Annotated in this window: 27 protein-coding genes; 14 read left to right on the top strand and 13 right to left on the bottom strand. The window is 70.4% G+C overall.

Going from position 1 to position 26,242, the window contains the following annotated elements; all coding sequences use genetic code 11:
* Nucleotides 1-93 precede the first annotated feature (93 nt).
* The 4 genes from AC5RUW_RS16005 to AC5RUW_RS15990 form a co-directional block, all read right to left on the bottom strand.
* Nucleotides 94-477 carry an RNA-binding S4 domain-containing protein gene (locus AC5RUW_RS16005; RefSeq protein WP_494008502.1) on the bottom strand — a complete coding sequence of 128 codons (384 nt, stop codon included), beginning with the start codon at nt 475-477 and terminating at the stop codon, nt 94-96.
* 38 nt (nt 478-515) lie between these two features.
* On the bottom strand, nt 516-1,361 hold the full coding sequence (locus tag AC5RUW_RS16000; RefSeq protein ID WP_494161580.1) for a hypothetical protein: 846 nt from the start codon (nt 1,359-1,361) through the stop codon (nt 516-518).
* Nucleotides 1,362-1,436: 75 nt separating this feature from the next.
* On the bottom strand, nt 1,437-2,291 hold the full coding sequence (locus tag AC5RUW_RS15995; protein WP_494161579.1) for an HNH endonuclease: 855 nt from the start codon (nt 2,289-2,291) through the stop codon (nt 1,437-1,439).
* A complete protein-coding gene (locus AC5RUW_RS15990; protein WP_494161578.1) occupies nt 2,288-2,581 on the bottom strand; it encodes a DUF1540 domain-containing protein in 294 nt (97 codons plus the stop codon). Before AC5RUW_RS15990 ends, AC5RUW_RS15995 begins: the two co-directional genes overlap by 4 nt.
* Nucleotides 2,582-2,756: 175 nt before the next feature.
* Between AC5RUW_RS15990 and zapE the strand changes: the two genes are divergently transcribed.
* Entirely contained in the window at nt 2,757-3,806 is a 1,050-nt protein-coding gene (gene zapE, locus AC5RUW_RS15985; RefSeq protein ID WP_494161577.1) for a cell division protein ZapE, read from the top strand.
* A 23-nt stretch (nt 3,807-3,829) separates the two neighbouring features.
* On the opposite strand, the gene AC5RUW_RS15980 is transcribed toward zapE, so the two are convergent.
* The 3 genes from AC5RUW_RS15980 to AC5RUW_RS15970 form a co-directional block, all read right to left on the bottom strand.
* Complete coding sequence (locus tag AC5RUW_RS15980; RefSeq protein ID WP_494161576.1) at nt 3,830-4,801, bottom strand: hypothetical protein; 972 nt, start codon at nt 4,799-4,801, stop codon at nt 3,830-3,832.
* Complete coding sequence (locus tag AC5RUW_RS15975; protein ID WP_494161575.1) at nt 4,798-5,169, bottom strand: DoxX family protein; 372 nt, start codon at nt 5,167-5,169, stop codon at nt 4,798-4,800. The genes AC5RUW_RS15980 and AC5RUW_RS15975 overlap by 4 nt, the downstream gene beginning before the upstream one ends.
* Before the next feature lie 123 nt (nt 5,170-5,292).
* Nucleotides 5,293-6,270 (bottom strand): aldo/keto reductase, encoded by a 978-nt coding sequence (locus AC5RUW_RS15970; RefSeq protein WP_494161585.1) that lies wholly within the window; start codon nt 6,268-6,270, stop codon nt 5,293-5,295.
* 173 nt (nt 6,271-6,443) lie between these two features.
* On the opposite strand from AC5RUW_RS15970, the gene AC5RUW_RS15965 reads away from it, so the two are divergent.
* Both AC5RUW_RS15965 and AC5RUW_RS15960 read left to right on the top strand, forming a co-directional pair.
* Complete coding sequence (locus AC5RUW_RS15965) at nt 6,444-7,463, top strand: CHAD domain-containing protein (protein WP_494161574.1); 1,020 nt, start codon at nt 6,444-6,446, stop codon at nt 7,461-7,463.
* A 33-nt stretch (nt 7,464-7,496) separates the two neighbouring features.
* The gene (locus tag AC5RUW_RS15960; RefSeq protein ID WP_494161573.1) at nt 7,497-9,065 is read left to right on the top strand and encodes an MFS transporter; all 1,569 of its coding nucleotides are present in this window, start codon (nt 7,497-7,499) and stop codon (nt 9,063-9,065) included.
* Here AC5RUW_RS15960 and AC5RUW_RS15955 read toward each other — a convergent pair.
* Nucleotides 9,062-10,534: a PucR family transcriptional regulator gene (locus AC5RUW_RS15955; protein WP_494161572.1), complete on the bottom strand. Its 1,473-nt coding sequence runs from the start codon at nt 10,532-10,534 to the stop codon at nt 9,062-9,064. The two genes, AC5RUW_RS15960 and AC5RUW_RS15955, sit on opposite strands and share 4 nt — an antisense overlap.
* Before the next feature lie 117 nt (nt 10,535-10,651).
* On the opposite strand from AC5RUW_RS15955, the gene pxpA reads away from it, so the two are divergent.
* Genes pxpA through AC5RUW_RS15930 form a run of 5 tightly spaced genes read left to right on the top strand, consistent with a single transcriptional unit; the run spans nt 10,652 to nt 14,914 of the window.
* Complete coding sequence (pxpA, locus tag AC5RUW_RS15950; protein ID WP_494161571.1) at nt 10,652-11,416, top strand: 5-oxoprolinase subunit PxpA; 765 nt, start codon at nt 10,652-10,654, stop codon at nt 11,414-11,416.
* 31 nt (nt 11,417-11,447) lie between these two features.
* The gene (locus tag AC5RUW_RS15945) at nt 11,448-11,696 is read left to right on the top strand and encodes an acetyl-CoA carboxylase (protein ID WP_494008491.1); all 249 of its coding nucleotides are present in this window, start codon (nt 11,448-11,450) and stop codon (nt 11,694-11,696) included.
* Nucleotides 11,693-13,048: an acetyl-CoA carboxylase biotin carboxylase subunit gene (locus tag AC5RUW_RS15940; RefSeq protein WP_494161570.1), complete on the top strand. Its 1,356-nt coding sequence runs from the start codon at nt 11,693-11,695 to the stop codon at nt 13,046-13,048. Before AC5RUW_RS15945 ends, AC5RUW_RS15940 begins: the two co-directional genes overlap by 4 nt.
* Nucleotides 13,045-13,947: a 5-oxoprolinase subunit B family protein gene (locus tag AC5RUW_RS15935; RefSeq protein ID WP_494161569.1), complete on the top strand. Its 903-nt coding sequence runs from the start codon at nt 13,045-13,047 to the stop codon at nt 13,945-13,947. The genes AC5RUW_RS15940 and AC5RUW_RS15935 overlap by 4 nt, the downstream gene beginning before the upstream one ends.
* Nucleotides 13,937-14,914 (top strand): 5-oxoprolinase subunit C family protein, encoded by a 978-nt coding sequence (locus AC5RUW_RS15930; RefSeq protein WP_494161568.1) that lies wholly within the window; start codon nt 13,937-13,939, stop codon nt 14,912-14,914. The genes AC5RUW_RS15935 and AC5RUW_RS15930 overlap by 11 nt, the downstream gene beginning before the upstream one ends.
* Nucleotides 14,915-14,982: 68 nt before the next feature.
* On the opposite strand, the gene AC5RUW_RS15925 is transcribed toward AC5RUW_RS15930, so the two are convergent.
* Nucleotides 14,983-16,035 (bottom strand): LLM class flavin-dependent oxidoreductase, encoded by a 1,053-nt coding sequence (locus tag AC5RUW_RS15925; protein ID WP_494161567.1) that lies wholly within the window; start codon nt 16,033-16,035, stop codon nt 14,983-14,985.
* Between the two features lie 195 nt (nt 16,036-16,230).
* Between AC5RUW_RS15925 and AC5RUW_RS15920 the strand changes: the two genes are divergently transcribed.
* Nucleotides 16,231-17,304: a lipid II:glycine glycyltransferase FemX gene (locus tag AC5RUW_RS15920; RefSeq protein WP_494161566.1), complete on the top strand. Its 1,074-nt coding sequence runs from the start codon at nt 16,231-16,233 to the stop codon at nt 17,302-17,304.
* A gap of 87 nt (nt 17,305-17,391) precedes the next feature.
* Complete coding sequence (locus tag AC5RUW_RS15915; protein ID WP_494161565.1) at nt 17,392-19,236, top strand: threonine/serine exporter family protein; 1,845 nt, start codon at nt 17,392-17,394, stop codon at nt 19,234-19,236.
* A gap of 74 nt (nt 19,237-19,310) precedes the next feature.
* On the opposite strand, the gene AC5RUW_RS15910 is transcribed toward AC5RUW_RS15915, so the two are convergent.
* The 4 genes from AC5RUW_RS15910 to AC5RUW_RS15895 all read right to left on the bottom strand — a co-directional run bounded on the left by AC5RUW_RS15910 (nt 19,311) and on the right by AC5RUW_RS15895 (nt 22,699).
* A complete protein-coding gene (locus tag AC5RUW_RS15910) occupies nt 19,311-20,156 on the bottom strand; it encodes a siderophore-interacting protein (RefSeq protein WP_494161564.1) in 846 nt (281 codons plus the stop codon).
* Nucleotides 20,157-20,191: 35 nt separating this feature from the next.
* Nucleotides 20,192-21,091, bottom strand: coding sequence for a uracil-DNA glycosylase (locus AC5RUW_RS15905; protein ID WP_494161563.1), 900 nt, complete (start codon nt 21,089-21,091; stop codon nt 20,192-20,194).
* Between the two features lie 106 nt (nt 21,092-21,197).
* The gene (locus tag AC5RUW_RS15900) at nt 21,198-22,205 is read right to left on the bottom strand and encodes a cation diffusion facilitator family transporter (RefSeq protein ID WP_494161562.1); all 1,008 of its coding nucleotides are present in this window, start codon (nt 22,203-22,205) and stop codon (nt 21,198-21,200) included.
* Complete coding sequence (locus tag AC5RUW_RS15895; RefSeq protein ID WP_494161561.1) at nt 22,202-22,699, bottom strand: transporter substrate-binding domain-containing protein; 498 nt, start codon at nt 22,697-22,699, stop codon at nt 22,202-22,204. The genes AC5RUW_RS15900 and AC5RUW_RS15895 overlap by 4 nt, the downstream gene beginning before the upstream one ends.
* Before the next feature lie 165 nt (nt 22,700-22,864).
* Here AC5RUW_RS15895 and AC5RUW_RS15890 point away from each other — a divergent pair, with 165 nt between their 5' ends.
* The 4 genes from AC5RUW_RS15890 (at nt 22,865) to groL (ending at nt 26,219) form a co-directional block, all read left to right on the top strand.
* The gene (locus AC5RUW_RS15890; RefSeq protein WP_494161584.1) at nt 22,865-23,140 is read left to right on the top strand and encodes a DUF3263 domain-containing protein; all 276 of its coding nucleotides are present in this window, start codon (nt 22,865-22,867) and stop codon (nt 23,138-23,140) included.
* 32 nt (nt 23,141-23,172) lie between these two features.
* Nucleotides 23,173-23,820, top strand: coding sequence for a LytR C-terminal domain-containing protein (locus AC5RUW_RS15885; protein WP_494161560.1), 648 nt, complete (start codon nt 23,173-23,175; stop codon nt 23,818-23,820).
* Nucleotides 23,821-24,032: 212 nt separating this feature from the next.
* A complete protein-coding gene (locus AC5RUW_RS15880) occupies nt 24,033-24,239 on the top strand; it encodes a cold-shock protein (RefSeq protein WP_494008480.1) in 207 nt (68 codons plus the stop codon).
* 342 nt (nt 24,240-24,581) lie between these two features.
* On the top strand, nt 24,582-26,219 hold the full coding sequence (groL, locus tag AC5RUW_RS15875) for a chaperonin GroEL (RefSeq protein ID WP_494008479.1): 1,638 nt from the start codon (nt 24,582-24,584) through the stop codon (nt 26,217-26,219).
* Nucleotides 26,220-26,242: the final 23 nt, after the last annotated feature.

Below are 26,242 nucleotides of genomic sequence, written 5' to 3'. Positions count from 1 at the left end.
TGGACGATACGAGTGTGGTAACCCATATCGAACCGGAGACCCTCGCCTATTTAACTCTTGCCACGCCGTTCACAACCTCCGTAAGAGCTACACCTAGCCTCGTCCGCGCAGCCGTTCCATGTCCCGGCGGTCCTTCTTCGTGGGCCTGCCCGTGCCGCGGTCACGCACCGGAACGCCCAGCAGGTCGGCGGCCGGCCGGGCAGGCGTACGGTCAATAAAGCAGTGCGAGGCCGGCTCCGCGCCGACCCGCTTGCTGATCAGCTGGCGCACCTCGAGGATCCGCTCGTGACCGGGGAGCCGGATCCGCACCGTGTCGCCGGGCTGCACCGGCTGGGCCGCCTTCGCCGGGTTGCCGTTCAGCCGGATGTGACCGGCACGGCAGGCCGCCGTGGCCGCGGAGCGGGTCTTGTAGGCCCGTACGGCCCAGAGCCAGGCGTCGATGCGGACTGTCTTGGCGGTGGGGGCTGGAATGCTCATGGTGGCTCCCGAGTCTAGTGCCTGCCGGGACCGGCGGGCTATCGGCCGAGGATGTACAGGCCCAGCAGCAGCGCCCCGGTGGTGAGCAGCAGCCGCAGCAGGAAGAACAGCTGCGGAAAGCGCCGGGCCAGGCGCAGCCACAGCCCGGCGCGGCCGGCGGGCCAGGAACGGGCTTCGCATCGGATCACGGTGAGGGTGAAGATGATGGCGCCTCCGACCCCGCACACCGTGGTGAGGGCGCCGACCAGGTCGGCGTTGCCGTTCAGGCCGCCCGCCAGCAGCACTCCGACGGCCAGGCCCAGCGAACTGCCCCGGCCGATGAAATCGAGGTACCGCGCCATGCCGGGGAGGAAGACGGACCGGAACCGGGCGGGCACTTCCCGGCGGAGTATCCCCAGGACGGCGTGCCGGCGCAGCCGACCGGTGGCGGCAAGCTCCCGGACGCTTCCCGCCGCGGATATCGGCCCGGCCAGCGGTGCCAGCACCCGGGCCGCGAGCTGCTGCTGATCCACCGCCAGATGGGGGCGGGCCAGCAGATGAAGCAGCGCGGCCTGCGACGCCGCCCGCTCCTGCTCCGAAGGGCGGGAGCCCAGGGCGTTGCGCAGCCGCCGGGCGAAACCGGCAGCCGGGGAACGGTCGGTCGGGGAGGCCTGCACCCTGAACGGGCCCGCTGCCCAGGCCCCCGCACCGCGGGCCCCGGCCGGAACGGGCGCCGCCGCCGGTTCCAGTTCCCGCAGCCGGGCGTCCGCCAGCTCCAGGTAGGCGTCCTGCACCGCGGGGACCCCGGCATATTCCCAGCAGGCCCGCCCCAGGATCCAGATGCCGAAGCCCGCCGTCACCAGTGCGAAGGTCTGCAGAACCAGCCAAAAGTCGAGCGACGCCACCGGAAGATCGTTCCTTTCCACCCCGCCGGCGCAGCGCCGGGCAACGGGAGGAAGTCTTTCACACCCGGCCCCGTGTTACGGCGCTGAGTCCCCGTCCGCCTGCATCAGCCTGCCGGCGAACTCGCGGGCCGCCAGCTGCCCGTCATCGAGCACCTGGCCTGGCAGATGCCCGTGCTCGGCGACCAGCCGGCGCAGCTCAGCCGGGCTCAGCGCATCCGGGCCGGCCAGATGGGCCACGGCATGGCAGTTCGGGCACAGCGGAATGAGGCCGGAAATCGGATCCGGCGCCCCGTCGCCGGGATCGAGCCGGTGGACCTGGATGTAGCCGCCGGCCAGCGGCCCGTAGGTCGACTCAAAGGAAAACCCGCACGCGGCGCAGCCGGTGCCGTGGTAACCGAGGCAGAGCCCCCGAAGCTGAGGATCGTGTTCCCAGCGGTCCACCGCCGCGTGGCGCAGCGAGGCCGGCGGGAGGCTTCCGGGGGCGGCGAGGAGCGGATCCGGCAGCAGCCGGGAGGGCAGGTGGGCCTGCCACAGGCGTCTCAGGACGGCGGCATCGGCCGCCTGGACCGCTGCGCCCGAGGGGGGAGGCTGCTGCCAGCCCGTTTCCTGGAGCACCTGCTCCAGCGGCAGCTGATCCCCGGCCGGGAGCAGGGCGTCGGCGGTGACCGTGACGAACCACTGCCCGGCCTCATCCACCGCCGGCACCGCAATGGTGGCGCCGTGGCCGACGACGCCCGGGCGGGAGCCGCGGATCAGGAACCATGCCTCCGTTCCGGGCGGCAGGTTGCGGCGCCGCCCCACCGGCCAGTACCCCAGCGCCCGCCCGCGGACGGCAGCGGCTTCGGCTGCCGTCCGGTGCCCGCCGTCCCACCTGTCGTGCAGTTCTGGATCCCAGGCGAGCAGGACGGCGTCGGGACGTGCGGGGCTCACCGGGGCTGGTAGGTCAGGCAGTCCGCCTTTTCCGCGCCGGGGCCCACCCGGACGCCCTGGGCATCGCACATCAGGTGGTTGTTGAACCGGCATTCGGAACGCTGGCAGGCACCCACGTGGGCGAGGACCTTGGGCAGCCCGCCGCTCTGGGAGGTGTCGATGAAGGTGGCGCAGCTTGCATGGTCCTTTGCGCCGCTGACGGTAATGGCGTACGCCGTGCAGTCGTCATGGTCGTTGAAGGAACAGTCATGCACCGCGCAGGTGCTGACATTGGCGAGATGGTTGGTCATGAGTCCTCCCGGATCCGCAGTGGTGGAGCCGGCTCTGGTCCCCGGTTCCAAGGTCCCCTTCGGCCAAGCTACCACCGGGGGCACGCATTAAATAGGTCGAATTTGCGGTGCGTATTGGCCGCTGCCGCATCCGTCCGTTTTGGCCGGGAGCCCCGGGCCGGGCTAGAACGGGAACATGGTGCCAGAACAGCTGCGGCGGACGATCCTCGAGCGGGCCGGGCGGGAGGGCCTCGTGCTCGACGGCGGCCAGCTCCGCCTGCTTGACCGGATGCTCGACGCCGTCGCACCGGGCGGGAGGGGGCTGTACGTCTGGGGACCGCCGGGCCGGGGCAAGAGCTGGCTGGCCGCGGCCGTCATTGAGGCGGCGGCGGAAGCGGGCGCAGGCCCGAAGGCCCGGCGCGTCCACTTCCACGCCTTTTTCCGGGACCTGCACGCCAAGGTGTTTGCCGCCCGGACCGCTGCCGCCCGGACCGCGGAGCGTTCGGCGTTCGCCGAGGCCCTCGACGAGCTGCTCGGGGAGGTCCAGGTGCTTTGCTTCGATGAGTTCCATGTGGGCGATCCCGCGGACGGCATGTTCGTGACCCGGCTGCTGGAGCAGCTGCGGGCGCGGCGGACCACCCTGCTCGCCACCTCCAACTATCCGCCGCAGGACCTGCTTCCGGATCCGCTGTTCCACCACCTGATGGAGCCGGCGATCCGGGCGCTGACGGCGGACCTGGAGGTCGTGGAGCTCGACGCGGGCACGGACTACCGCACCCTGCCGGCCACGCATCGGACGGGCTTTGCCGCCGGATGGCACCTGCCCGAGCCGGACGCCGAAGCGCTGGAGGCGGCCGGGCTGGCACGGCCGTCCGCCGCGGAACGTTCCACGCTGCGCCCCGGCACCCGGGCCCTCGAAGCGCAGCGCGCCGGGGAGCAGCTGTGGTTTAGCTTCGAGGACCTCTGCCTGGCCCCGTCGGCACCTTCGGACTACCTGCTGCTGGCCGGGCAGTACCGGCACTGGGTGCTCGACGGCGTTCCCTCGGCCCGCACCGACAACCCCGACGGGTGGAAGCGCTTCGGCAACCTGGTGGATGTGCTCTACGACGCCGGCTGCCGGCTGGACCTGCTTGGCCTGCCCGACCTGGGCGAGGACGCGCCGGGCGCCGCGCATCCCACCGACCTGGCCCGGATCCGCAGCCGGCTGGCGGCGCTGCGGCAGCCGCTGGAGGCCATGCGGGCCTGACGGGGCGGCGCGGAGGCAGTGCGTTAGCCCTCGTCCCCGTCGTCGAGCTCCTCGACGCGGTGCCGGGCACGGTCCACCGCCCGGCCGGCCGCGCGGGCCGCCCGCCGCGCCGTGTCCCGCCGCCGCTCCAGGGTGCCGGCACGGCGGTCCAGGCCGGCGAGCTCCTGCTCCAGGCGGCGCAGCTGTTCCAACAGGTCCTCGAGGTCATCGGACACGGCGTCACGCTCCGCGCCCAGCGCGTCCACGTCGGCCTGCAGGGAGGAGAACTCCTCTTCCGCGTGGCTGGCCTGTTGCTCCGCCTCCGCCAGTTCGGCTTTCGCCGCGCGCAGGGCACGGGCCTGCTCGGCCCGCCGGCGCTTTTCCTCGGCGCTTCGGGCGCTCGCCTTCTCCTGCCGCGACGGTCGCTTGGCCGGGGCGGTGCGGGAGCGCTTTCCGACCGGAGCACCGGCGGCCTGCACCAGGCCAGGCACGGCGACGGCGCCGTCGATCTCCACGCTGCCCCAGCCGCTGGCCGTCAGGGGCCGGACCAGCTGGCCGGACGCCACCACTGCGGCTGCGTCGGCGTCCGTCATCGCCGCCCACAGCGTTTGCTCCGCCTCCCCGGCCACGGTGTTGCTGACCTGCTGGCCCAGTTCGGCGGCCAGCTGCTGCGCGTCGCGGGCCATGGCCCGCAGCAACCGCTGGCGCTCGGTGCTCAGCCGGCGCATCTCGTGCGGATCCAGGTCCTCCTGCGCCTCGCGCAGCGCGGCGCCCAGTTCAAGCACCGAATCGAGGTCCTCCCGCCGGTGCCGGGTCAGCATATTGACCAGCCATGCGGCGGCGGAGGGTTTGGGCAGCGCCTTGATGCGCTGCGCCAGGTCCTTCTCCCCGTTCCGGCCCGCCTCGGCCGCCCGTGCGTTGCGCGCCGCGGTGAAGTCGCCCGGAAGCAGTGCGTAGAGTTCGGCCACCGCTTCGGCCAGGGGGCCCTCCGCGGCTGCGTCGGCGGCCTCGCTCACAGATACTCCGCGAACCGCCCGGCGGCAACCAGCAGGTTCAGGCCGAGGAGGATGGCCGGCAGGGTGACCATGTTCTTTTCGCGGCGGCGCACATGCACCCTGATGGCGAGCGCCATCAGCACGGCCAGGGCCAGGGCCGCCGCCGGGGTGAGGACCTCATACCGGTCCACCGCCACCGGAAGGATCAGCCCGACGGCGCCCAGCAGCTCCGCTCCGCCGATCACCTTGACCGTGGCGGGGGTGAAATCCGCCGGCCAGCGCAGGCTGCGGGTCAGCCGGCGATAGGGCTGGACCAGTTTCATGAGGCCGAGTCCCGCGAACAGGATGGCCAGCACCAGCTGCAGCAGCCACAGCACAAGGACGGTCATCGGCACCTTTCAGACGGTTCGGCGGGAACGGATCACCGCTAAGCATCGCCCCGTCGACGGCGCCGGGGCAAGGAGCTTCCACCCTACCGCCCGCACGGCCGGCGGCCCGCCCATCGGCCCCGGTCACAGCCCGACGACGGCGTGCGGCACGTAGCCTTCCCCGAGCCGGCGCAGCTGGTCGTCGTCCAGCACCAGGTCCAGGGCCCCGAGGTCCTCCGTCAGCTGGGCCACGGAGGTGACGCCGATCAGCGGGGCGGTGACCAGGGGGTTGGCCAGCACCCACGCCAGGGCCACCTGGGCGCGGGAGGCGCCGAGTTCGGCGGCGACCTCGGCGACGGCCTCACCAATCCGCCGGTCCGCGGCCCCGGCCTGCCGGTACAGCATCTCGGCGCGCTCGTCCCGGCGTCGCCGCGGGGTCTCGGCGTCCGGATCCCGGGCCAGCCGGCCACAGGCCAGGGTGCAGTAGGGCAGGGCGCCGACGCCGGCGTCGGCCAGGAGCGGGAACATTTCCCGTTCCTCTTCGCGGTAGATGAGGTTGTAGTGGTCCTGCATGGTGACGAACGGAGCCCACCCGTACTGGCGCTGCAGGCACAGGGCCTTGCCGAACTGCCAGGCATGCATGCTTGAGGCGCCCAGGTAGAGGACCAGCCCGTCCCGGACCAGCGAATCGAGGGCCTCCAGGGTTTCCTCCAGCGGCGTGGTGTCGTCCCAGCGGTGGACCTGGTACAGGTCGATGTAGTCGGTGCCCAGCCGCTTCAGGCTCTGTTCCACCTGCCAGCGGATGTGCTTGCGGGACAGGCCCCAGCCGTTGGGCCCGGGGCCCATCTCACCGTGCACTTTGGTGGCGACCACGACCTCTTCCCGCCGGGCATGGCGGTTCAGCACGGTGCCCAGGATGCGTTCGCTATCGCCGGCGGAATAGACATTCGCGGTGTCGAAGAAGGTAATTCCGGCCTCAAGCGCGGCGCGGATGACGGCCGAGGCGGCCTCCTCCCGCAGCGTCCAGGAATGGCTGCCCCGGTCCGGATCCCCGAAGCTGAGGCAGCCAAGGCCCAGAGCGGAGACGGCGGCGCCTGAAGCGCCGAGCTTCACATACTGCATCGCAGTCACAGCGGTCCTTCCCCGGCGGCGGGCCGGCGTCGACGGCGGCGGACGGGCCGATGCTACCCGCCCCTGCCGCCGGGAGAACAGGGCGGGATGGCAGATCAGCGGCTGAGCCGCGGACCTGCCGCCGGGTCCTGCCGCCGCCGCGGTCCGCCGCCCTATACTGAGCCATGGTTTCCGCTCCCCACGCCGTCGCAGGCTCCGTTCCGGAGATCCACGCCGCTCCCTCCGTCGAGGTTCTGGCCGCGCGCGCCGCTGCCCTGCCCCCTGTCGACGGGCCGCCGCAGCAGCTCGGGGACCTGCTGCTCGACTATCTGCGCCGGCAGTACCTGGAGCTGCTCAGCCAGGATCCCCGGGTGCGGGCGGGGGAGGACGACGCCGTTCACAAGATGCGCGTTGCCACCCGGCGGATGCGGTCGGCGCTGGCCAGCTACGGTCCCGTCCTGGCGGAGCAGCCCGCACTGGGGCTGCGCGGCGAGCTGCGCTGGATAGCCGGCGCGCTGGGCCAGGTGCGCGATCCGCAGGTCATGCACGGCCGGTTCCAGGCACTGCTCTCGTCCCAGGCTCCCGAGACGGTGATGGGCGGCACCGCCCGGCGGATCGACGAGGAGCTGCTGGCCGAGCAGGCAGCGGCCAGGGCGCAGCTGCTGGAGCTGCTTGCCGGGCAGCGGTACGGGCAGCTGCTGCAGGACCTGGAGAACCTGATGCGAGGACCGCAGCGGCAGGCAGCCGCCGCCGATCCGGCCGGCAGAGGCGGCCGCGACGTCGTGCGCCGGCAGCGCCGCCGGCTGAAGCGGCATGCCAGGGCGGCCCTGGCGGCGGCGCCGACCGGAGCCGGGAACGAGATCGGAACGGAAGGCGGAAACGGCGACGCAGCCGGTGAGGAGGCACTGCACACCGCCCGCAAGGCGGCCAAGCGGCTGCGCTATTCGGCGGAGGTGTGGGCCGGCGCCGAACCAGGGCCGGCCGGCAAAGTGGCTGCGGCCGCGGAACGTCTGCAGAAGATCCTCGGCGAGCACCAGGACGCGGTGGTCGCGGCAGGGTACCTGCGGACGTTCGGCGCGTCCGGCGCCCGCAGCGGGGTCAACGCCTTCACCTTCGGCCGGCTGCACGCCATTGAGCAGCAGCGGGCCGCCGCGGCCAGGCAGCAGTTCGAGGCAGCCTGGGCCGATTTCCCCAAGGTCCGCTGAGCCGCCTTCCGCCCTCCGGAGGGAGCATCGGAGATGGAGTCACCCTGGGCACCGCTGCGGCGACGGATGTTCCTGGTTCTCTGGCTCGCACAGCTGGGCTCGAACATCGGAACCTGGATGCAGACCGTGGGTGCGCAGTGGTTCCTGGTCGAATCCGGCGCCAATCCCGCCCTGATCTCCCTGGTCCAGACCGCGAACCTGCTCCCTGCGCTGCTGCTTGGCCTGGTGGCCGGCGTCCTGGCGGACGCGTTCGACCGCCGGCTGCTGGTCCTCGGCGCCAACCTGTTCGCCGCGGCCGCCGCCGGAACCCTGGCCGTCCTGACCGCCGTCGGGCGGATGGAACCGGACAGCCTGCTGCTCTACACGTTCCTCATCGGCTGCGGCATGGCGATCAGCTCACCGGCGTGGCAGGCCATCATCCCCTCGCTCGTGCCGCGGCGCGAGATCCAGGCGGCTTCGGCGCTGGGCAGCGCGGCGATGAACGCGGCGCGTGCGGTGGGACCGGCGGTCGCCGGCGTCCTGGTGTCCCTGGCCGGCCCCGCCTTCGTCTTCGGGCTCAACACGCTGTCGTTCGTGGGCACCGCCGCAGCCATCTATGCCTGGCGGTCCCCGCCCCTGGAGGAGGAGCGCGAGCGGCTCGGTGAAGCGTTCGCCGCAGGGTTGCGGTACATCCGCGCAGCTCCCCGTATCCGGCGGATCCTGCTGAGAGTGGTCCTGTTCATGGTGCCGGCCTGTTCGCTGTATGCGTTGCTGCCGGTGGCGGTGGACGGCCACCTGGGGCTCGGGTCCACCGGCTACGGGCTGCTGCTGGGCTGCCTGGGCGCCGGCGCGGTGGCCGGGGTGGTGCTGCTGCCAAGGATCCGGAAGCTGCCGGACAGCTTGATCCTCGGAGCGGCGGCCGCGGTGTTCGGAGCCGCCGCGTGGGGAGCCGGCCACCTGCCCGCGGTGCCCCTGGGCATCCTGCTGCTCGTCGGAGGACTGGCCTGGATCAGTACCTTCTCCATCCTCAACGCCGCGATGCAGCTGACCCTTCCGGAGTGGGTGCGGGCCCGCGGGCTGGCCGTTTACCTCATGGTCAACAGCGGCAGCCAGGGCCTGGGGGCCCTGTTCTGGGGCTCCGCGGCCACGCGCTACGGGTATTCCGGCGTGCTGACCTTCACGGCCGTCCTCCTGCTCCTGGTCGGAGCGAGCGTCCTGGTGCTGCCGCTGCTGCCCGGCACGGGGCGGCTGGACCGCTCGGTGCCGGAGCCGGAGATCGACCTGCAGCTCGATGACGACGCTGCTCCCCGGCCGGACGCCGGTCCGGTGACCCTCCTGGTGGCCTATGAGGTGGCGGAGGGGGAGCTGGAGGCCTTCACCGAGGCCATGCAGGAGGTTCGGCTGGTCCGCCTCCGCACCGGGGCGACCGCGTGGGAGCTGGTGCATTCCGTGACGGACGAGGAACAGTTCCGGGAGATCTACGAGGTGCCCACGTGGCGGGAGTACCTGCGCCAAGAGCACCAGCGGATCACCGGCGAGGATCGGGCATTGATCCAGCACGCCGAGCAGCACCTGACGGAACCGCCGCGGATCCGGTGGTTCCTTCCGGCGAACCCGGGTTAAGTCCGCACCCCTTCCGGCGGCCCTGCGGTGACTCCCAGCACCGACAGGGCGAGCAGGCAGGTGGCCCGGACCTCTCCGTCCTCCAGATCCACCTCCAGCATCTCCCTCAACCGGCGCAGCCGGTAGGCGAGGGTGTTGCGGTGAATAAACAGCTCACCGCAGGTCCGTCCCGTGTTGCCGCTGTTCCTGAGGTAGGAGTGCAGGGTCTGCAGCAGGGCTGCGTTGGACGGCAGGAGCACCTCCCCCAGCAGCCGCCGGGCCAGGGACGCCAGCCCGGCCGCCGGCAAACCCTGGACAATGCTTTGCAGGTCCGCCTGCCCGGCACAGTGCACTCCGGGGCCGGCCTGGGAGCGGCGCAACAGCAGCAGGGTGAGGGGAAGATCCTCCAGGCTCTCGCCGGCGGCGACGCAGATTGAGAACTCGGGGACGTCCCGGGCGCAGCCGGTCAGCAGCTTCGCCAGGGCTCGGGGCTGCTGCAGCTGTGCATGCTGCAGCACCATGGTCGTGCGGCCTTCCTCCTCCATGAAGCGGACCGGCCGGCCGGGGGCGTCCAGGGCGGTGCGGATGCGCCAGGCCACTGATCGAAGCTTGGCCCAGGCCGTCCCCTCCGGTGCCGAGACCTGGACGCACTGCCACGGCGCGTCGACGTCGAACCCCAGCCCTGCCGCCCGCTCCCGCACCTCGCCGCGGTTCTGCGGCGACGCTTCGAGCAGCAGTTCGAACCAACGGAGGGCGTCGGAGGAATGCAGGGCCGACCGCGAGCTGAGGGTATAGCTCAGCTGCATGGCGAGGACCCCGGCCACCGGTCCCAGCAGGGGCTGCAGCAGCATGGACGTGTCCACGCCTTCGATCCGCAGCTGGAAGCGTTCCGTTTCGGTGCTCGGCATCCGCAGCGCCGTCCGTCCGCGGCCGCCGCGCTCGCCGGCCGCCACCAGCTCATATCCGGCGCTGTCGGTGATGCTCGCCCGTCCGCCCACGGTCCCGGCCACCTCAGCCAGGACATCGGCCAGGGACGCGCCGCCGCTGGCCAGCCGGGCGCAGGTGTCCGCAAGCTCCCAGCCCGAGCGCAGCTCGTTGAACCGCTCCGCCCCAAGGCGCTCCTCGACCCGCCGCATGACCACCACAAACGGAACGTCGGCGCACAGTTCCAGCAGCGGCAGGTCGTGTTCGGTGCAGGCCTTGACCAAGCCCTCCGGCATCTGCCGGTGCGCGGCGCCCAGACCGAAGACCAACGCGGCGATGGGGACCGCGGCCAGCCGCTCGACGTAGGCCGCCCAGGTGCGGTAATCGCGGATGTTCAACCCCATGCCCTGCGTCAGGACCAGGGCGTTGACGCTCAGGAAGGGCGTGGGATCCATATGCTCGGTCGGCGCGCACCACGTGATGGAACGGCCAAGGCGCGGCGATCCCAGCCCGGCTTTCAGGGTCATGCCCAGCTCGGGGTCGGAGGCCAGCTCTTCGACACGCATCGGCCCTCGGTCCTCCTAGCAGTCCAGACGCTTTTTGTGCAGAGTGCACCACACTATTGGACAGCTTCTGCAGGCTGCACAATATTGCGGCCGGGGCGGGGGCCATATGGTTTCACCATGCTGAGTCCGGAGACAGAACCCACGCCCACGCCGAAAGTCCTCATCAACTCCGATATGGGGGAGGGGCTCGGCCTGCACGCGTTCGGCAACGACGAGGCCCTCATGGAGATCATCGACGTTGCCAACCTCGCCTGCGGTTTCCACGCCGGCGACCCGGCGGTCATGGACCACACCGTGGCGCTCGCCGCCGACCACGGCGTGGCGGTCGGGGCGCATCCCGGGCTGCCCGACCTCACCGGCTTCGGCCGCCGCCGCATGGTGCTGCAGCCCGAAGAAGTGGAATCGATGATGATCTACCAGACGGCGGCGCTGACCGGGTTCCTCGACAAGCACGGGCTGAGCCTGAACCACATCAAGCCGCACGGGGCGCTGTTCGGCATGCTCTCCGCAGACGAGGAGCTGATGGAAGCCGCCGCCGGGGTGGCGAAGCAGTTCGGAGTCCCCTTCTACGGCCTCGCCGGCACCGCCCATGAAGCCGTCTGCCGGCGGCTCGGCGTCCCCTTCGTGGCCGAACTCTACGTCGACCTGAACTACGGCCCCGCCGGCGAGCTGCTGATCCAGCGCCGGCCGGAACCGGCCGACCCGCAGCAGGCCTACGCCCGCGTCGCCGGGGCGCTCCGCGGAGAGCCCGTGCAGGCGGTCGACGGCACGCCCCTGGACATCGACTTCCAGAGCGTCTGCGTGCATTCGGACGCATCCACGGCAGTCGCCGTCGCCGCCGCCGTCCGACGCGCCGTCGACGAAGCCGCCCCCCGTTCCTGACCCTGCTCCATCGAAGAAAGGCACCACCCCCATGGCAGATATCCAGTCCCCGATTCCCGGAGTCTTCTACCGCCGGCCCGGCCCCGACAAGCCTCCGTTCATCAACGAGGGCGACGCCGTCGAAGCCGGCCAGGTGATCGGCATCGTGGAGATCATGAAGCAGTTCACCGAGATCCAGGCCGAGGTCAGCGGGACGGTCAAGTCCTTCGGCGTCGAGGACGGGGCCATGGTCAACCCCGGAGACGTCCTGGTGACGGTCGTCGAGGGCCCCGCCGCATGATCAGCCGGCTCCTCGTCGCCAACCGCGGAGAAATAGCCGTCCGGATCATCAGAACCGCGTCGGAAATGAACATCTCCACCGTCGCGGTGGTGAGCGAGGCCGACACGGACTCGCTCTGGGCCCGGGCCGCCGACACCGTCGTGGTGCTTGGCCCGCCGCCCGCCGGCGCGAGCTACCTCAACCAGGATGCGATCCTCGACGCCGCCGCCTCCTCGGGCGCGGATGCCGTGCACCCCGGCTACGGCTTCCTTTCCGAGAACGCGGGCTTTGCCCGCCGGGTCCTCGACGCGGGACTGACCTGGGTGGGACCCTCGCCCGAAGCGATTGAGCTGATGGGCAACAAGGCCCGTGCCCGGGAAGCGGCCGAAGCCGCCGGCGTACCCGTCATCGCCGGGACCAGCGGGCCGCTCCGGCCGGACGAGGACGCGGTCGCCGCGGCCCGGACCATCGGCTACCCCCTGGTCGTGAAGGCTTCCGCCGGCGGCGGGGGCCGCGGCATCAGGCTGGTCACCGATGAAGCGGACCTGCTCACCACCATCGAGACCGCCCGCGGCGAAGCGGCAGCCATCTTCGGCGACCCTGCGGTCTATCTCGAACAGTTCATCGAAGCGGCCCGCCACATCGAGGTGCAGGTCCTGGGAGACGGCACGGACTATGTGCATCTGGGCGATCGGGACTGCTCCATGCAGCGCCGGTCCCAGAAGGTGCTGGAAGAGGCGCCCGCGCCCAACCTTCCCGACCACGTGCGGGAGACCATCCGCACCAGCTCGGTCCGGCTCGCCGCCAGCTGCGGCTACCTGGGCGCCGGGACGGTGGAGTTCCTCTACGACCCGGTACGGGAGGAAGCGGCGTTCATCGAGATGAACACCCGGCTCCAGGTCGAACACCCGATCACCGAGGAGATCACCGGAATCGACCTGGTCCGTGAGCAGCTGGCGATCGCTTCCGGCGGCGGCATCTCCTTCCGCCAGGACGAGCTGGAATTCAGCGGCCATGCCATCGAATGCCGGATCAACGCCGAGGATCCCGCACGGAACTTCATGCCCAGCCCCGGAACCGTGGCCGCCCTGCAGTGGCCGGAAGGCGACGGCGTCCGGATCGATTCAGGCTTCGGCGAGGGATCGGTCATCCCGCCCTTCTACGACTCGCTCATCGCCAAGGTCATTGTCCACGGACAGGACCGCGGGGACGCCGTCTCCGCCATGTCCAAGGCGCTGGGCGAAGCGGTGGTGGAGGGCGTAAGCACCACCATCCCGCTGCACCTCAGGCTGCTCGGAGCACCGGAGTTCGCCGCCGCCGCCCACCACACCAAGTACATCGAACGGACACCGGCCATCCTGGAGGGACTGTGAGCAGCACATCCACCGCATCCACGTCGCGGTACACATGGGGGGCTGACGAAACCCTCTTCGTCGAGATAGCGGAAGCCATGAGCCTGGAGGCGAACTTCAAGGCGATGGCCCTGGCGCGGGCCCTCGCCGACGACGCTCCCGCCGGCATCGTCGACATCTGCCCGGCCAACGCCTCCCTGCTGATCCGCTTCGACCCGGACATCCTGCTCCCCGCCGACCTCGAACGGGCGGTCCGGGACCTCGAGGCGTCCCTCGCCAGCGGGCCGACCCCGGTCCTGGAAACCCGGATCGTGGAGATCCCGGTCTGGTACGACGACCCGTTCACCTCCGAGGTGCAGCAGCGCTTCCGCGAAGGATTCCACCAGGACCCGTCCGGCACCGACCTGGAGTACGCGGCGGCGGTCAACGGACTGGCCGGTCCGGACGAGTTCATCCGCCGGCACCACACGGAGCCGTGGATCGTGTCCATGGTCGGGTTCGTGGCCGGGCTGCCGTTCATGTTCCAGCTGGTGGAACGGGACGAGCAGCTGGAAGTTCCGAAATACCTCAGCCCCAGGACGGACACGCCTCCGCTGACCGTGGGCCACGGCGGCTGCTTCGGCTGTATCTACTCGGTCCGCGGAGCCGGCGGGTACCAGATGTTCGGCGTCGCGGCCGCACCCATCTTCGACCCCGCGCAGTCCCTGGCGGACTTCGAGGAGTTCATGGTGTTCTTCCGTCCCGGCGACATCGTGAAGTTCAGGCCGGTCGATGAGGCGGAGTACCGCTCGATCCAGGCGCAGGTCGCCGACGGAACCTTCCGCTACCGGCAGGCTCCGGTCACCTTCGAGCTGGACCGGGCGCTCGCCGACCCCCGCAGCTACAACCGCACGATCATGGAGAAGCTTAATGGGATTTGAGATCAAGGTCCCCGGCCTGTCGACGACGGTCCAGGACCACGGGCGGACAGGGTACTTCAACGTGGGCATTCCGCAGGGCGGGTGCCTGGACCAGTACTCCGCAGATCTGGCGAACGTCCTGGTCGGCAACGATCCCGAGGCGGCGGTGCTTGAGTGCACCTACACCGGGCCGGTGCTCGTCACCGATGTTCCCGCCGTCGTAGCCATCACCGGGGCACCGGCTCCGGTGAAGATCAACGGAGAGCCGGCCCCGCAGTGGACCCGGTTGCAGCTCCAGGCCGGTGACGAGCTGTCCTTCGGGATGATCAGCGGCGGCACGAGGTACTACATCGCCGTACGCGGCGGCATCGACACCCCGAAGGTGCTGGGGAGCCGGTCAACCTACGTCCTCGGCGGCATCGGGGGACACCACGGCCGCAAGCTCGAAGCCCGCGATCTCCTGCCGGTGGGGGAGCCGGACCGCGACCTTCCCGCGGCTGCGAGCCTGGCCGAGCAGTACCGTCCCGCCTTCAGCAAGGCGCAGGAGGTGCGGGTGGTCCCGGGACTCTACGACCACCGGCTGACCGCCGAGGGCCGGGAGCAGCTGTTCTCTGCGGAGTGGACGCTGACCCCGGTCGCAGACCGGATGGGGCTGCGGTACTCCGGGCCCGGAGTGCAGTGGACGGAACGCGAGCAGCCGTTCGGAGCCGGGTCGGATCCCTCCAACATCGTGGACGCCGGATACGCGGTCGGCTCGATCCAGATTCCCGGCGGCACGCAGCCGATCATCCTGCACCGCGACGCGGTCTCCGGCGGCGGGTACGCCATGGTGGCCACCGTCATCAGCGCGGACATGGACCTGGTGGCCCGCGCGGCTCCGGGCACCACGACCCGGTTCCGGGAGGTCACCCAGGGGCAGGCCCTCGCCGCCCGGCGTGAGCGCCGGGACCTGCTGGAGGCCGCCGCCGCTTCCCTCGCCGGGCTCTAGGCCCGGCGGGGCACACTGAAACGGCCCCGCCGAAACCGCATGGAGCGGTTCGGCGGGGCCGTCAGTGCTCAGGCAACGCCCTCGCCGTCGTCCGCCAGCTCCCGGCGCACCCGGGGAGCCACCACGGAGCCGTACAGCTCAATGCAGCTCATCAGCTGCTCGTGGGGCAGCGTTCCCAGGCTGTACTTGAGGTCGAAGCGGGACAGGCGCAGGGTGCGTGCGGTGCGGACGATCTTCTCCGCCACCGTTTCGGGCGAACCGATGAACAGGGCGCCGTCGGGCCCCGCATCCGCCTCGTACGCCGCCCTCGTCAGCGGCGGCCAGCCGCGCTCGCGGCCGATCCGCCCCTGCATCTCGGCGTAGTGCGGCCAGGCCTCTTCCAGCGCCCGCTCGTCCGTGTCGGCGATGTAGCCGGGGGAGTGCGCCCCCACCGGCAGCGCGGGCTGGTTGAACTGGGCCAGGGCCCGCTCGTAGAGATCCACGTAGGGGGCGAACCGGGCCGGCTGCCCGCCGATGATCGCCAGCATCAGGGGCAGCCCGTAGTGCGCGGCGCGCACCACCGACTGCGGGGTGCCGCCGACGGCGATCCACGTCGGCAGCTGTCCGGACGCGGTGGGCGGAAAGACGCGGGCTCCGTGGAGGCCCGGCCGCAGCCGCCCTTCCCAGGTGACCGGCTCCTCCCGGCGCAACCGCAGGAACAGGTCCAGCTTCTCCTCGAACAGGTCCTCGTAGTCGGCGAGGTCGTACCCGAACAGGGGGAACGATTCGGTGAAGGACCCGCGCCCCAGGATCACTTCGGCCCTGCCGCCGGACAGGGCGTCCAGGGTCGCGAAGCGCTGGTAGACGCGTACCGGATCATCCGAGCTCAGCACGGTCACCGCGGAGCCGAGCCGCAGCCGGGTGGTCTTGGCCGCCACGGCGGCCAGCACGACGTCGGGGGCGGACACCGCGTAGTCCTCGCGGTGGTGTTCGCCCAGCCCGAAGAAGTCGAGGCCGAGGGTGTCGGCGAGGACGGCCTCCTCCACGACGTTGCGTATAACCTCCGGCTGCCCCAGCGGGCGCCCGTCAGGCCCTTCGGTCACATCTCCGAACGTGTCCAGTCCCAGTTCCAGCCGAGCCATGGTTCCAGCCTCCAATTTGTATGCGTATGCATATTCTACGCATGCCGGGCCGGCAGGCGTGGCGATCCAGCCGGCGCCCGGGGGATAGACTTGAATCCGATCCGCGGCAGCCCCGGACGGCGGGCGGACGGCAGGGGGCCGACGTCGTTATCCGCCTTTCCGGGACAGCACCGACAAGCGACTGATTGAGGTATCTTGCGAGACTTTACGGCACGCCTGGCCACCGCCGAAGAGATTGCCAACTGGGACAAACTGGTGCTCTCCAACCCCGGAGGCGGCAACGTCCTGCAGTCCGCAGCCTACGCCGAGGTGAAGTCCCACCACGGCTGGAACCCCGTGCACGTGGTGTTCGAAGGCGCCGGCTACACCAGCTGGAACCTCGTCATCGAAAAGAAGGTGCGCGGCCTGGGCAGCCTCTGGTACATGATCAAGGGCCCGTCCGTCGCCGAACCCGGCGACGTGCCGCTGATGGCGCAGGCGCTGGCCCGCTACGTGCGGGAAAACCGCCGCGGCGTCTTCGGGATCAAGGTGGAGCCCGACGTCGTCGCCTCCGAGGAGATCCGCGCACGCTACGCCGCGGCAGGGCTGGTCAAGACCTTCAACCTGCAGCCCAACGACTCCACCGCCCTGCTGGACACCAGCGTCGACGAGGAGCAGCTGCTGAAGAACCTGTCCTCGCGGGGCCGCAACGCGGTGCGCCGGGCCATCCGGGAAGGCGCCGACGTGCGCCGCGTGGAGCCCACCGAAGAGAACATGCGCATCATGTACCGGCTGATGAGCCACATCGAGGACCGCTCCGCGGCGCGGCTGCGCTCCTTCGAGTACTACCAGCGGTTCTGGAGCAACTTCGTGGAGGCCGGCCAGGGCCGCTTCTACTTCGCCTTCGAGGACGGCGAGCCCTCCGTGGGCGCCTTTGTCATCGCCTACGGCTCCAAGGGCACCTACAAGGACGGCGGCTCCAAGCCCAAGCGCAGGCAGTACGGCGACTCCCACCTGGTGCAGTGGACCGCCATCACCGAGCTGAAGCGGGACTTCGGCATCAGCGAATACGACTTCTGCGGCACCCCGCCCAGCGACAAGCTCAAGGACAAGGACCACCCGCACCACGGGCTGGGCCTGTTCAAGACCAGCTTTTCCAAGACGGTCACCGACTTCGTTGGGTGCTATGACCTGGTGGTGCACCCGGTGCGGTACCGGCTCTGGAACGTCATCGGGGAGCGGGCGGCACGCCAGATCTACTGGCGCCGCCACCACCAGCCGTTCTACTAGGAACACGGGCCCGGGCGGTCCGCAGCACAGGCGTGCAGGGCACGCAAGGCACAGCAGCTAGCCCGCAAGGGCGGGAGGGGTGAGTTATTGGACAGGACACCCGATGCGGAGGAGCGCAGCTCCGCATCGAACACGGCGCCGGCGGCCGGCCCCATCCCGGTGATTCAGGCCCCGGGGCTGCCGAGGCAGCAGCCCAAGCCGCCGGGACGGCCCCCCGCAGGGGCGGCGGCGGCCGCAGTCACCGGCGAGCTGAAGAGCACCAGGCCCAAGCCCCCGCCGCCCACTGACACGGTGACCGGCACGACGGTGCCCTCCGGGGCGCCGGCCACGGCCGCGGTACGCGCTGCAACACGGGCGATCCGCACGGTCCGCAGCCGGCGGCCGCCGACCGCAGGTGCCCCGGGCAGGTCGACCACCACAGCCAAGCCGCCGGGCACGGCCAAGCCCGGCGCGCCCCGGACCACGGGCACGACGGCCAAGCCGGAGCGGCACGTTCCCTCCGCCAGCCGGCCCGACCGCTCCACCGCGGCCGCCCGCCGCATGCTGCGGCGCCTGGTGCAGGGTGAGGCGCCGCCCACTCAGGCCATGTCCCTGGTGGAGCGCCTGGCCGGCAGCCCCTATGCGAATCCCGTCCGCACGGCCGGGGCCGATGCCAGTGCCCGCAAGACCCTGGACTTCGCCCTCGGCCTGGCGGAGACCATGTTCCGCTACGGCGCAGGGGCCCTGGAAGTCGAGACGGCGATCATCGCCGTCACCGCGGCCTTCGACCTGGACAGCATCGAAGTGGACATCACCAACCAGTCGGTGCTGCTCAACTACTCGCCCAAGGACCAGACACCGATCACGGTGATGCGGGTGGTACGGTCCTGGACCAACAACTACGCGGGTCTGGCCCTGGTGCACCAGCTGGTCACCGACATCGCCGACGGCGGGGTGAGCCGGGCCGAGGCCGCGGTGCGCCTGGACGAGATCAACCAGCGGCCCAAACCGTTCCCCAGATGGGCCGTCACGGCGAGCACGGGTGTCTTCGCCGCCTCCATCGTGGCGTTCATCGGAGGCAGCCCGCTGGAATCCCTGATCGGGTTCGGCAGCACCATCCTGGTCAGCCTGCTGCAGCGGCTGTTCGGGCGCTGGCGCATCCCCGACTTCTTCACCACCGCGGCCAGCGGCTTCCTGGTCACGGCGCTGGCGCTGGCAATCTGGGCGCTGGGCGAAGCCGGCGCCTGGCAGGCGCAGGTCTCACCCGGGCTGGTCGTCGCCGGCGGCATCCTGCTGCTGCTGCCCACCGGACGCCTCGTCTCGGCCGTGCAGGACGCCATCAACGGGTTCCCCGTGACCGCCTCCGGGCGCTTCCTGTCCGCGTTCCTGTCCTTCGCCGCGATCGTGGCGGGCATCGCCGTCGGCCTGGTGCTGGGAGCCCAGATGGGGCTGCCCCCGCTGGCGGTCACCACCGTCACCGGGTCGCAGTACGGGTTCGTTGTCACCCTGGCCCTGCTGGCGGTCGCACTCGGGACCATCAGCATCACCGAGCAGTCGCCGATGCGCCTGATCCTGCCCACCGTGGGCGTCGGCCTGGCCGGCTACCTGGCGCAGCTGCTGGCGGAGGCCGCCGGCGTCGGCCCCCGGCTGACCCCGGCCGTGGCCGCCGTCGCCATCGGCGTGCTGGCCCGGGTGGTGGCGCTGCGGATGGGGGCGCCACAGCTGATCGTGGCGGTGCCGGCGATCCTCTTCCTGTTCCCGGGGCTGAGCATCTTCCGCTCCATGTACGGGCTGACGATCGGCATCGACGACATCTCCGGCGGAGTCGTCGGACTGTTCAACGCCCTGACGGTCATCCTCGCGATCGCCGGCGGAGTGGTGCTCGGAGACAACATGGCCCGCCCCCTGACCCGCTCCTTCACCGGAGTCGAGCGGCGGAACCGCCGCCGCTGACCTAAGTCCTCAGCAAATACGAAGAGGCGTCCGCTCCCGTGGGGAGCGGACGCCTCCTGCTGTTGGCGGCGGAGTCAGAGGATTTTGCCGACCGGCGTCCGCTTTTCCGCCTGAAAGGCGTCTTCGGTCCGCCCGGCGGCCCAGTACCCGGAGAGCGAGACCCGGGACCGGTCCAGGCCCCGATGGCTGAAGAAAACGTCACGAAGCGACTTCATGGCCTCCCGCTCCCCATGAGCGAAGACCTGCACGGCGCCGTCGAGCCAGGGAGCCGCGGCGACGGCCCGCGCGAGCAGACCCGGAGCCGGGTCCTCGTCGCGGTAGAGCCAATGCAGCTGCACACCCTCCGGGGCCCGCAGGACCTGCCGGTCGGCCGGGCCCTGCACCTCCAGGAAGGCCTGCCCGACGGCGGCGGCGGGCAACGCCTCCAGGGCGGCCGCAGTGGCCGGCAGCGCCGATTCATCCGCGGCGAAGAAGTACCAGTCCGCCTCGGGATCGATGGTGAACGCGCCCCCCGGTCCGGAGAAGCTCAGGGTGTCGCCCGGCCGGGCGGAGTCGGCCCAGGGCCCGGCGATGCCCTCGTCGCCGTGGATGACGAAATCGATGGCCAGTTCCGCCGCCTCGGTATCCACCCAGCGGATCGTGTAGGTGCGGGACACCGGCCACTGCTCACGGGGCGAATCCGCGCGCATCTGCTCCAGATCCGTGCCCTCCGGGACCGGCCGCCCGTCCGGCCCGAACCAGATCTTGCAGTAGGAATCGGTGCAGTCCTTGGGCTGGAACCGGAGGAAGTTCGGTCCGCCGGCCACGATCCGCACCATGTGCGGGGTCAGCTGCTCGCGCCGCAGCACCTCCAGGAACACCAGGGGCCGGGCGGGTCGCCGGGGAGCGCCCGGGGGAGGGGAAAGAGGCTCAGCGGGCACGCGGTGGATCTCCTAGCATCGCGGGGGACTTGCCTCTACCGTACCGCTTCGAGGCGCCAGTCCACCGGCGTCGCCCCCTGGGCCTTGAGCAGCATGTTGGTCCGGCTGAACGGCCGGGACCCGAAGAAACCCTTGGAGGCGGACAGCGGGCTGGGGTGCACGGATTCAATCCGCGGAGCCCCGTGCAGCAGCGGGACCACGGACTGCGCGTCCCGGCCCCAGAGGATCGCCACCAGCGGGGCGTGGCTGCCGTCGGCCAGCTTCCGGGAGGCGACGGCCTCGACTGCGAGGGAGGTGATGTCCTCCCACCCCCGGCCGCGGTGGGAGCCTGCGTTGCCCGCTTCCACGGTCAGCACCCGGTTCATCAGCAGCACGCCCTGATCGGCCCAGGCGGAGAGGTCCCCGTGGGCCGGCGGATCGACGTCCAGGTCCGCCTTCAGCTCACGGTAGATGTTGCCGAGGCTGCGCGGCAGCGGCCGGACGGCGGCGTCCACGGAGAAGGACAGGCCGACGGCGTGCCCGGGCGTGGGATAGGGATCCTGGCCCAGCAGCAGCACCTTCACCTCCGCGAGCGGGCGGGTGAAGGCCCGCAGGATGTTCCCGGGGGCGGGCAGGATATCGGCTCCGGCGTCGCGCTCCGCGGCGAGCTCCGCCAGCAGGGACCGGATCTTTCCGGCCACGGGGGCCAGCGCTTCGGCCCAGTCCGGGGCCATGGAGGCCAAGGGATCGGCGTCCCCGGCGCGCCCGGCGGTCTCGGTCTCAGCGGCGAGGGGGAACGCCGTCGGCGCGCCCTCCCGGCCGTTAGGCGTCCAGGCCCTCCGCGGCGGTCGGACGGGGGCCGGCCCGCCCTCCGGCGCTGCCTCCGGCCGGCCGTTTCCGCCGGAGCCGGAAGGGAGGGGAAGGTCGAACAGCGCGGGCTGGTTGGTGGTGCTCACTCCACCAGTCTTGGCCAAACCGGCGGGAAAAGACAGTTCGCGGCCACCTGTGTCCGGGCCACCTGAATCCGGGCCTCCTGGCCGCTGCCGTACCCGGCCTGAAGGCTCACGCGCCGTGGGGATCCTCGCTGCCGCCCTGCCGGACACCGCTGCTGCCGCCCACTTCCTCGGGAAGCTCCGGGACCGGGACCAGCACGGTGTCCCGCAGTTTCCAGTCCAGCTCGATGCACCCGGCGCGGGCGGCGTTCAGCTGCCCCAGGGTGAGTTCGCCGTCCACCGGCACCACGAAGGCCTCCACGTGAAAGACATGGCCCTGGTCCCGCATCCGGGTACCGGCCGCGGCGACCCAGGGAAGGCCGAGCAGGTAGCGGGTGACCTTGTCGGCCAGCGGATGCGGGCGGTGGTCGTCGAAGGTGGTGGCCCGGGTGTCCATCAGATCGGTGACGGCCGCCCGCATGTTCCGCAACCCGTCGCGCAGGATGCCGGCGGCTATGAACAGGGCCGCGGCGGAGTCTGTCCACCAGAAGCCGAGGCCGATGCCGGCCACGCCCACGATCGTGCCGGCCGAGGTCATCCAGTCGGCACGGTTCATGTCGGCGTCGGCGTACAGGACCTTATTGTGCAGCCGTTTGGCCAGCTTCATTTTGGCCCGGCCCAGGAAGACCGGCGGAATCCCCGTCACCGCCATGACCGCGATCATCAGCCACCCCAGCCACAGGGTGGTGCCGAACAGCTCAATGGAGCCGATGGGCGGGCGTTCCCCGCCCAGCAGCCCCGAGACGGAGTCATAGATCAGGAAACCGCCCATGGCGACCAGCGCCACCGCCGCCACGAGGTGCGCGACGCCGATGGACCGGTGGTAGCCGTACGGATAGCGTTCGTTGGGTGGCCGGGCGACAACCCGCACCGCGAGCAGGAATGCCAGCGGGGGAATAATGGAGAGCAGGTCTTCGATGCCTGCGGCCCGCATCGCCTGCGAACTCCCCATCACCAGGAACACCAGGGTGACGGTTACCGCAAGCACCCCGATGGTCAGCCATTCCAGCCGCACCGCCCGGCGCAGGATCGCGGCTTCCTCCTCGGGCAGTTCCGTGCGTCCGAAGCGTGCAGTCACTTCTCCTCCCCATGGTCGGCGAGAAACTCTTCGAGCTCCATCAGGAAGGCGTTTTCGCCGAGTGCGGCCGCCATCACCATCTTCCGTTCCTTGCCGTCCGCGCCTGTCGACGTGCCGTACGGGGCGCTCAGCGCGGCTTTGTCCGTCCACGGGCTTGCCTCGCTCAGGCCGCCGATGACCAGATCCAGCTGCCCCTCCTTCAGCTGGTCCATCAGTGCCTCTTCGCCGGCCGCATGCCAGGCGACCTCGGCTCCAAGCTGATCCGCGAAGCGGCGGACGAGGTCCACCTCGGAGCCTGTGGGCTCGGCGCCGGCAACGGAGGTGAACGGGGGATTGTGGGAGATGCCGACCCGCAGTTCCCCGCCCCGGACCCTGTCGAGGGTTCCGTCCGGATCCGCCGGCAGGCATGCCGTGAGCATCAGAATGCCGAGCAGTGCCATCGTGATGAGTCTTAACGTGCCCGCGAAGGCGGCAGGGCCATGGTTCTTTCCCATAGGGGAACCATAGCCCGGAGCACGCCGTGGCACGCCGGCCCCGTGCCACGGCGGAATGACAAGCCTGTGATTTCCGGACTAGCATTGAACAGGGCGCCGCGGAACCGCGGCGCCGTCCAGACAGCGAAGGGAGAGCGCGTGGCACAGCCGGCCGAGGCCTTTTCGTTGGAGGACGCGGTCGATCCCGAGAGCCCGCTCACTGCGCAGGAGCAGCAGATGCTCGCCGTTGAACGCGCCTGGTGGAAATATGCGGGCGCAAAGGAGCAGGCGATCCGCGAGCTTTTCGGACTCTCCGCCACCCGCTATTACCAGATCCTCAACTCGCTCATCGATACCGAAGAGGCTCTGGCGCACGACCCGATGCTGGTCAAGAGATTGCGTAGACTGCGTACGACCCGCCAGCGCGCCCGCAGTGCGCGCCGCCTGGGCACCGACGCCTGAATCCGCTCCTGAAGACAGGACTGAAAGACCCGATGAGCAAGTACCCGCGGGATGAATTCGATAAGGTTCCCGAATCCTCCGCCCGGCAGGGCGTGCACCGTGAGCGGCTCATTCCGGCCCGCTCCAATGGGCTGGGCCTGCTGATCACCGTGGGGGTGCTGGCTCTCGTCGTGGGACTTGCCGCCTATTTCGTCCTGCCGAGGCTCGGCATCGGAGCAGGCGCCCCGGCGCCGGCCGACTCGCCCACCGCGGCCGCAGCGGAGGAATCCCCGACGGTCGGCCCCGAGACGACGCCTGAGGGCGCTGAAGACGGTGCCGGGGACACAGAGGCCGAAGACACCGGATCCTCCGCAGAGCCTGAGCCCACCGACGAGCCGACCCCTGAACCGAGCGAGGAACCGGCCCCGCAGCCGGACCGCACACAGCCTGTGGTCGTGCTGAACGGAACCACCGTGGGTGGTCTCGGCGCGAGCATCTCCGGCCGCATTGGGCAGGACGGATGGACCACCGCGCAGGTCGGAAACTGGCAGGGCCAGCCGCTCCAGGGATCCGCGGTGTTCTACAGCACCGAGGACCAGCGGATCAACGCCGAGGCGCTGGGAACGCTGCTCGGAATTCCCGCCGTGCAGTCGCCGGGCTTCGACTACGTGACGGTCGCGGCCGGACCGGGCTTCCGGTAACCGGGGGCGGGGAGGAAAAAGCCCTTTCGTTAAATCTCCATAACATTCCATTTCCTCCGTGTGCAGCCTCCGCGGTGCTGGTTAGAGTGTTGCCAGCCGCGGGGCCCGCTGAATTACGTTGCGTTTTCGCCCGTCTTTCCGCAGCAACTTCGGCCATTCTTTACCGCGGCCAGCAGGGCCGCGGCGCGGGGCACAAGAAATTGGAGAAACACATGGCGCAGGGGATCGTCAAATGGTTCAACGGGGAGAAGGGGTACGGGTTCATCACGGTCGATGAGGCCCAGACCGATGTCTTTGTCCATTGGTCAGCCATCCAGGCCACGGGGTACCGCACCCTCGAGGAGGGCCAGCGGGTGGAGTTCCAGATAGGACAGGGGCAGAAGGGCCCCCAGGCGGAGGACGTCAGGGCCCTTTCCTAGGTTGGACGGCGGCGTCCGCCGCGGTGGCGACACCGCCGGGCGACGTTCCTGAAGAGGCAGCACGAGGGGACGCAGGGGAAACCCGGCGTCCCCTCCGGCTGTCCGGGCCGGCTTTGCCGGATCGCTTGCACTCAAGTGGCGGGAGTGCTAATTATTGACTTAGCACTCTTACCGGACGACTGCTAAGTCGGTGGTGTTGAGTGAACCCGCAGGCCACCGGGGTGATGGCAGGGACCGTACGTACCTAGATCGTGCGGGCCGGGCCAGCCGTCGCGGGCGCCCCAGGTCGGAATGCAGCATCTACGCTCCAAGCATGAGAGTTCCGGAAGGACGATAGCCGTTATGGCCAAGATCATTGCATTTGATGAAGAGGCACGCCGGGGCCTCGAGCGAGGCCTGAACACCCTCGCCGACGCCGTCAAGGTCACCCTCGGCCCGCGTGGCCGCAACGTGGTCCTCGAGAAGAAGTGGGGCGCTCCCACGATCACCAACGACGGCGTGTCCATCGCCAAGGAGATCGAACTCGACGATCCGTACGAGAAGATCGGCGCCGAGCTGGTCAAGGAAGTTGCCAAGAAGACCGACGACGTCGCCGGTGACGGCACCACCACGGCGACCGTTCTGGCCCAGGCCCTGGTGAAGGAAGGCCTGCGCAACGTCGCTGCCGGCGCCGACCCGCTGAGCCTGAAGCGCGGCATCGAGAAGGCCGTCGAGGCCGTGACCGCGCAGCTGCTCGACTCCGCGAAGGAGATCGAGACCAAGGAGCAGATCGCGGCGACCGCGTCCATCTCCGCCGGTGACAAGCAGATCGGCGACCTGATCGCCGAGGCGCTGGACAAGGTCGGCAAGGAAGGCGTCATCACGGTCGAGGAGTCCAACACCTTCGGCCTCGAGCTCGAGCTCACCGAAGGCATGCGCTTCGACAAGGGCTACATCTCCGGCTACTTCGTCACCGACGCCGAGCGCCAGGAAGCGGTCCTTGAGGATCCGTACATCCTGATCGTCAACTCCAAGATCTCCAACGTGAAGGATCTGGTGGCCGTCCTCGAGAAGGTCATGCAGTCCAACAAGCCGCTGCTGATCATCGCCGAAGACGTCGAGGGCGAGGCCCTGGCCACCCTCGTGGTCAACAAGATCCGCGGCACCTTCAAGTCCGTCGCCGTGAAGGCTCCGGGCTTCGGCGACCGCCGCAAGGCCCAGCTGGCCGACATCGCCATCCTCACCGGAGGCCAGGTCATCGCCGAGGAAGTCGGCCTGAAGCTGGAGAACGCCACCCTCGACCTGCTGGGCCGTGCCCGCAAGGTCGTCGTCACCAAGGACGAGACCACCATCGTCGAAGGTGCCGGCGACGCCGAGGAGATCGCGGGCCGCGTGAACCAGATCCGCGCCGAGATCGAGAACTCCGATTCCGACTACGACCGCGAGAAGCTGCAGGAGCGCCTGGCAAAGCTGGCCGGCGGCGTCGCCGTCATCAAGGCCGGCGCAGCCACCGAGGTTGAGCTCAAGGAGCGCAAGCACCGCATCGAGGACGCCGTGCGCAACGCCAAGGCTGCCGTCGAGGAAGGCATCGTCGCCGGCGGCGGCGTCGCCCTCATCCAGGCCGGCCAGAAGGCCTTCGCCAACCTGGCCCTGGAAGGCGACGAGGCCACCGGCGCCAACATCGTCAAGGTTGCCATCGACGCTCCGCTGAAGCAGATCGCCCTGAACTCCGGCATGGAGCCCGGCGTGGTCGTCGACAAGGTCCGCGGCCTGGAAGAGGGCTTCGGCCTGAACGCCGCCACCGGCGAGTACGAGGACCTGCTGGCCGCCGGCGTCAACGACCCGGTCAAGGTGACCCGCTCGGCGCTGCAGAACGCGGCGTCGATCGCCGGCCTGTTCCTCACCACCGAGGCCGTTGTCGCCGACAAGCCGGAGAAGGCCGCTGCGGCCGTTCCGGGCGGCGACGACATGGGCGGCATGGGCGGCATGGGCGGCTTCTAGCCCCCGCCGCGGACATGCTCCGC

Source organism: Arthrobacter sp. Y3222053 (assembly GCF_059092805.1).
Note: the sequence above shows the minus strand (reverse complement) of the source record. Positions and strands in the feature narration are given on the sequence as shown.

Coding starts and splice junctions, on each gene's coding strand:
- AC5RUW_RS15990 (WP_494161578.1), bottom strand. CDS start 2,581: ATGACCAACCATCTCGCCAATGTCAGCACCTGCGCGGTGCATGACTGT.
- AC5RUW_RS15895 (WP_494161561.1), bottom strand. CDS start 22,699: ATGGGAAAGAACCATGGCCCTGCCGCCTTCGCGGGCACGTTAAGACTC.
- pxpA (WP_494161571.1), top strand. CDS start 10,652: ATGCTGAGTCCGGAGACAGAACCCACGCCCACGCCGAAAGTCCTCATC.
- AC5RUW_RS15880 (WP_494008480.1), top strand. CDS start 24,033: ATGGCGCAGGGGATCGTCAAATGGTTCAACGGGGAGAAGGGGTACGGG.
- AC5RUW_RS16005 (WP_494008502.1), bottom strand. CDS start 477: ATGAGCATTCCAGCCCCCACCGCCAAGACAGTCCGCATCGACGCCTGG.
- AC5RUW_RS15975 (WP_494161575.1), bottom strand. CDS start 5,169: ATGACCGTCCTTGTGCTGTGGCTGCTGCAGCTGGTGCTGGCCATCCTG.
- AC5RUW_RS15930 (WP_494161568.1), top strand. CDS start 13,937: ATGGGATTTGAGATCAAGGTCCCCGGCCTGTCGACGACGGTCCAGGAC.
- AC5RUW_RS15885 (WP_494161560.1), top strand. CDS start 23,173: ATGAGCAAGTACCCGCGGGATGAATTCGATAAGGTTCCCGAATCCTCC.
- AC5RUW_RS15960 (WP_494161573.1), top strand. CDS start 7,497: ATGGAGTCACCCTGGGCACCGCTGCGGCGACGGATGTTCCTGGTTCTC.
- AC5RUW_RS15970 (WP_494161585.1), bottom strand. CDS start 6,270: ATGCAGTATGTGAAGCTCGGCGCTTCAGGCGCCGCCGTCTCCGCTCTG.
- zapE (WP_494161577.1), top strand. CDS start 2,757: ATGGTGCCAGAACAGCTGCGGCGGACGATCCTCGAGCGGGCCGGGCGG.
- groL (WP_494008479.1), top strand. CDS start 24,582: ATGGCCAAGATCATTGCATTTGATGAAGAGGCACGCCGGGGCCTCGAG.
- AC5RUW_RS15955 (WP_494161572.1), bottom strand. CDS start 10,534: ATGCGTGTCGAAGAGCTGGCCTCCGACCCCGAGCTGGGCATGACCCTG.
- AC5RUW_RS15965 (WP_494161574.1), top strand. CDS start 6,444: ATGGTTTCCGCTCCCCACGCCGTCGCAGGCTCCGTTCCGGAGATCCAC.
- AC5RUW_RS15925 (WP_494161567.1), bottom strand. CDS start 16,035: ATGGCTCGGCTGGAACTGGGACTGGACACGTTCGGAGATGTGACCGAA.
- AC5RUW_RS15945 (WP_494008491.1), top strand. CDS start 11,448: ATGGCAGATATCCAGTCCCCGATTCCCGGAGTCTTCTACCGCCGGCCC.
- AC5RUW_RS15940 (WP_494161570.1), top strand. CDS start 11,693: ATGATCAGCCGGCTCCTCGTCGCCAACCGCGGAGAAATAGCCGTCCGG.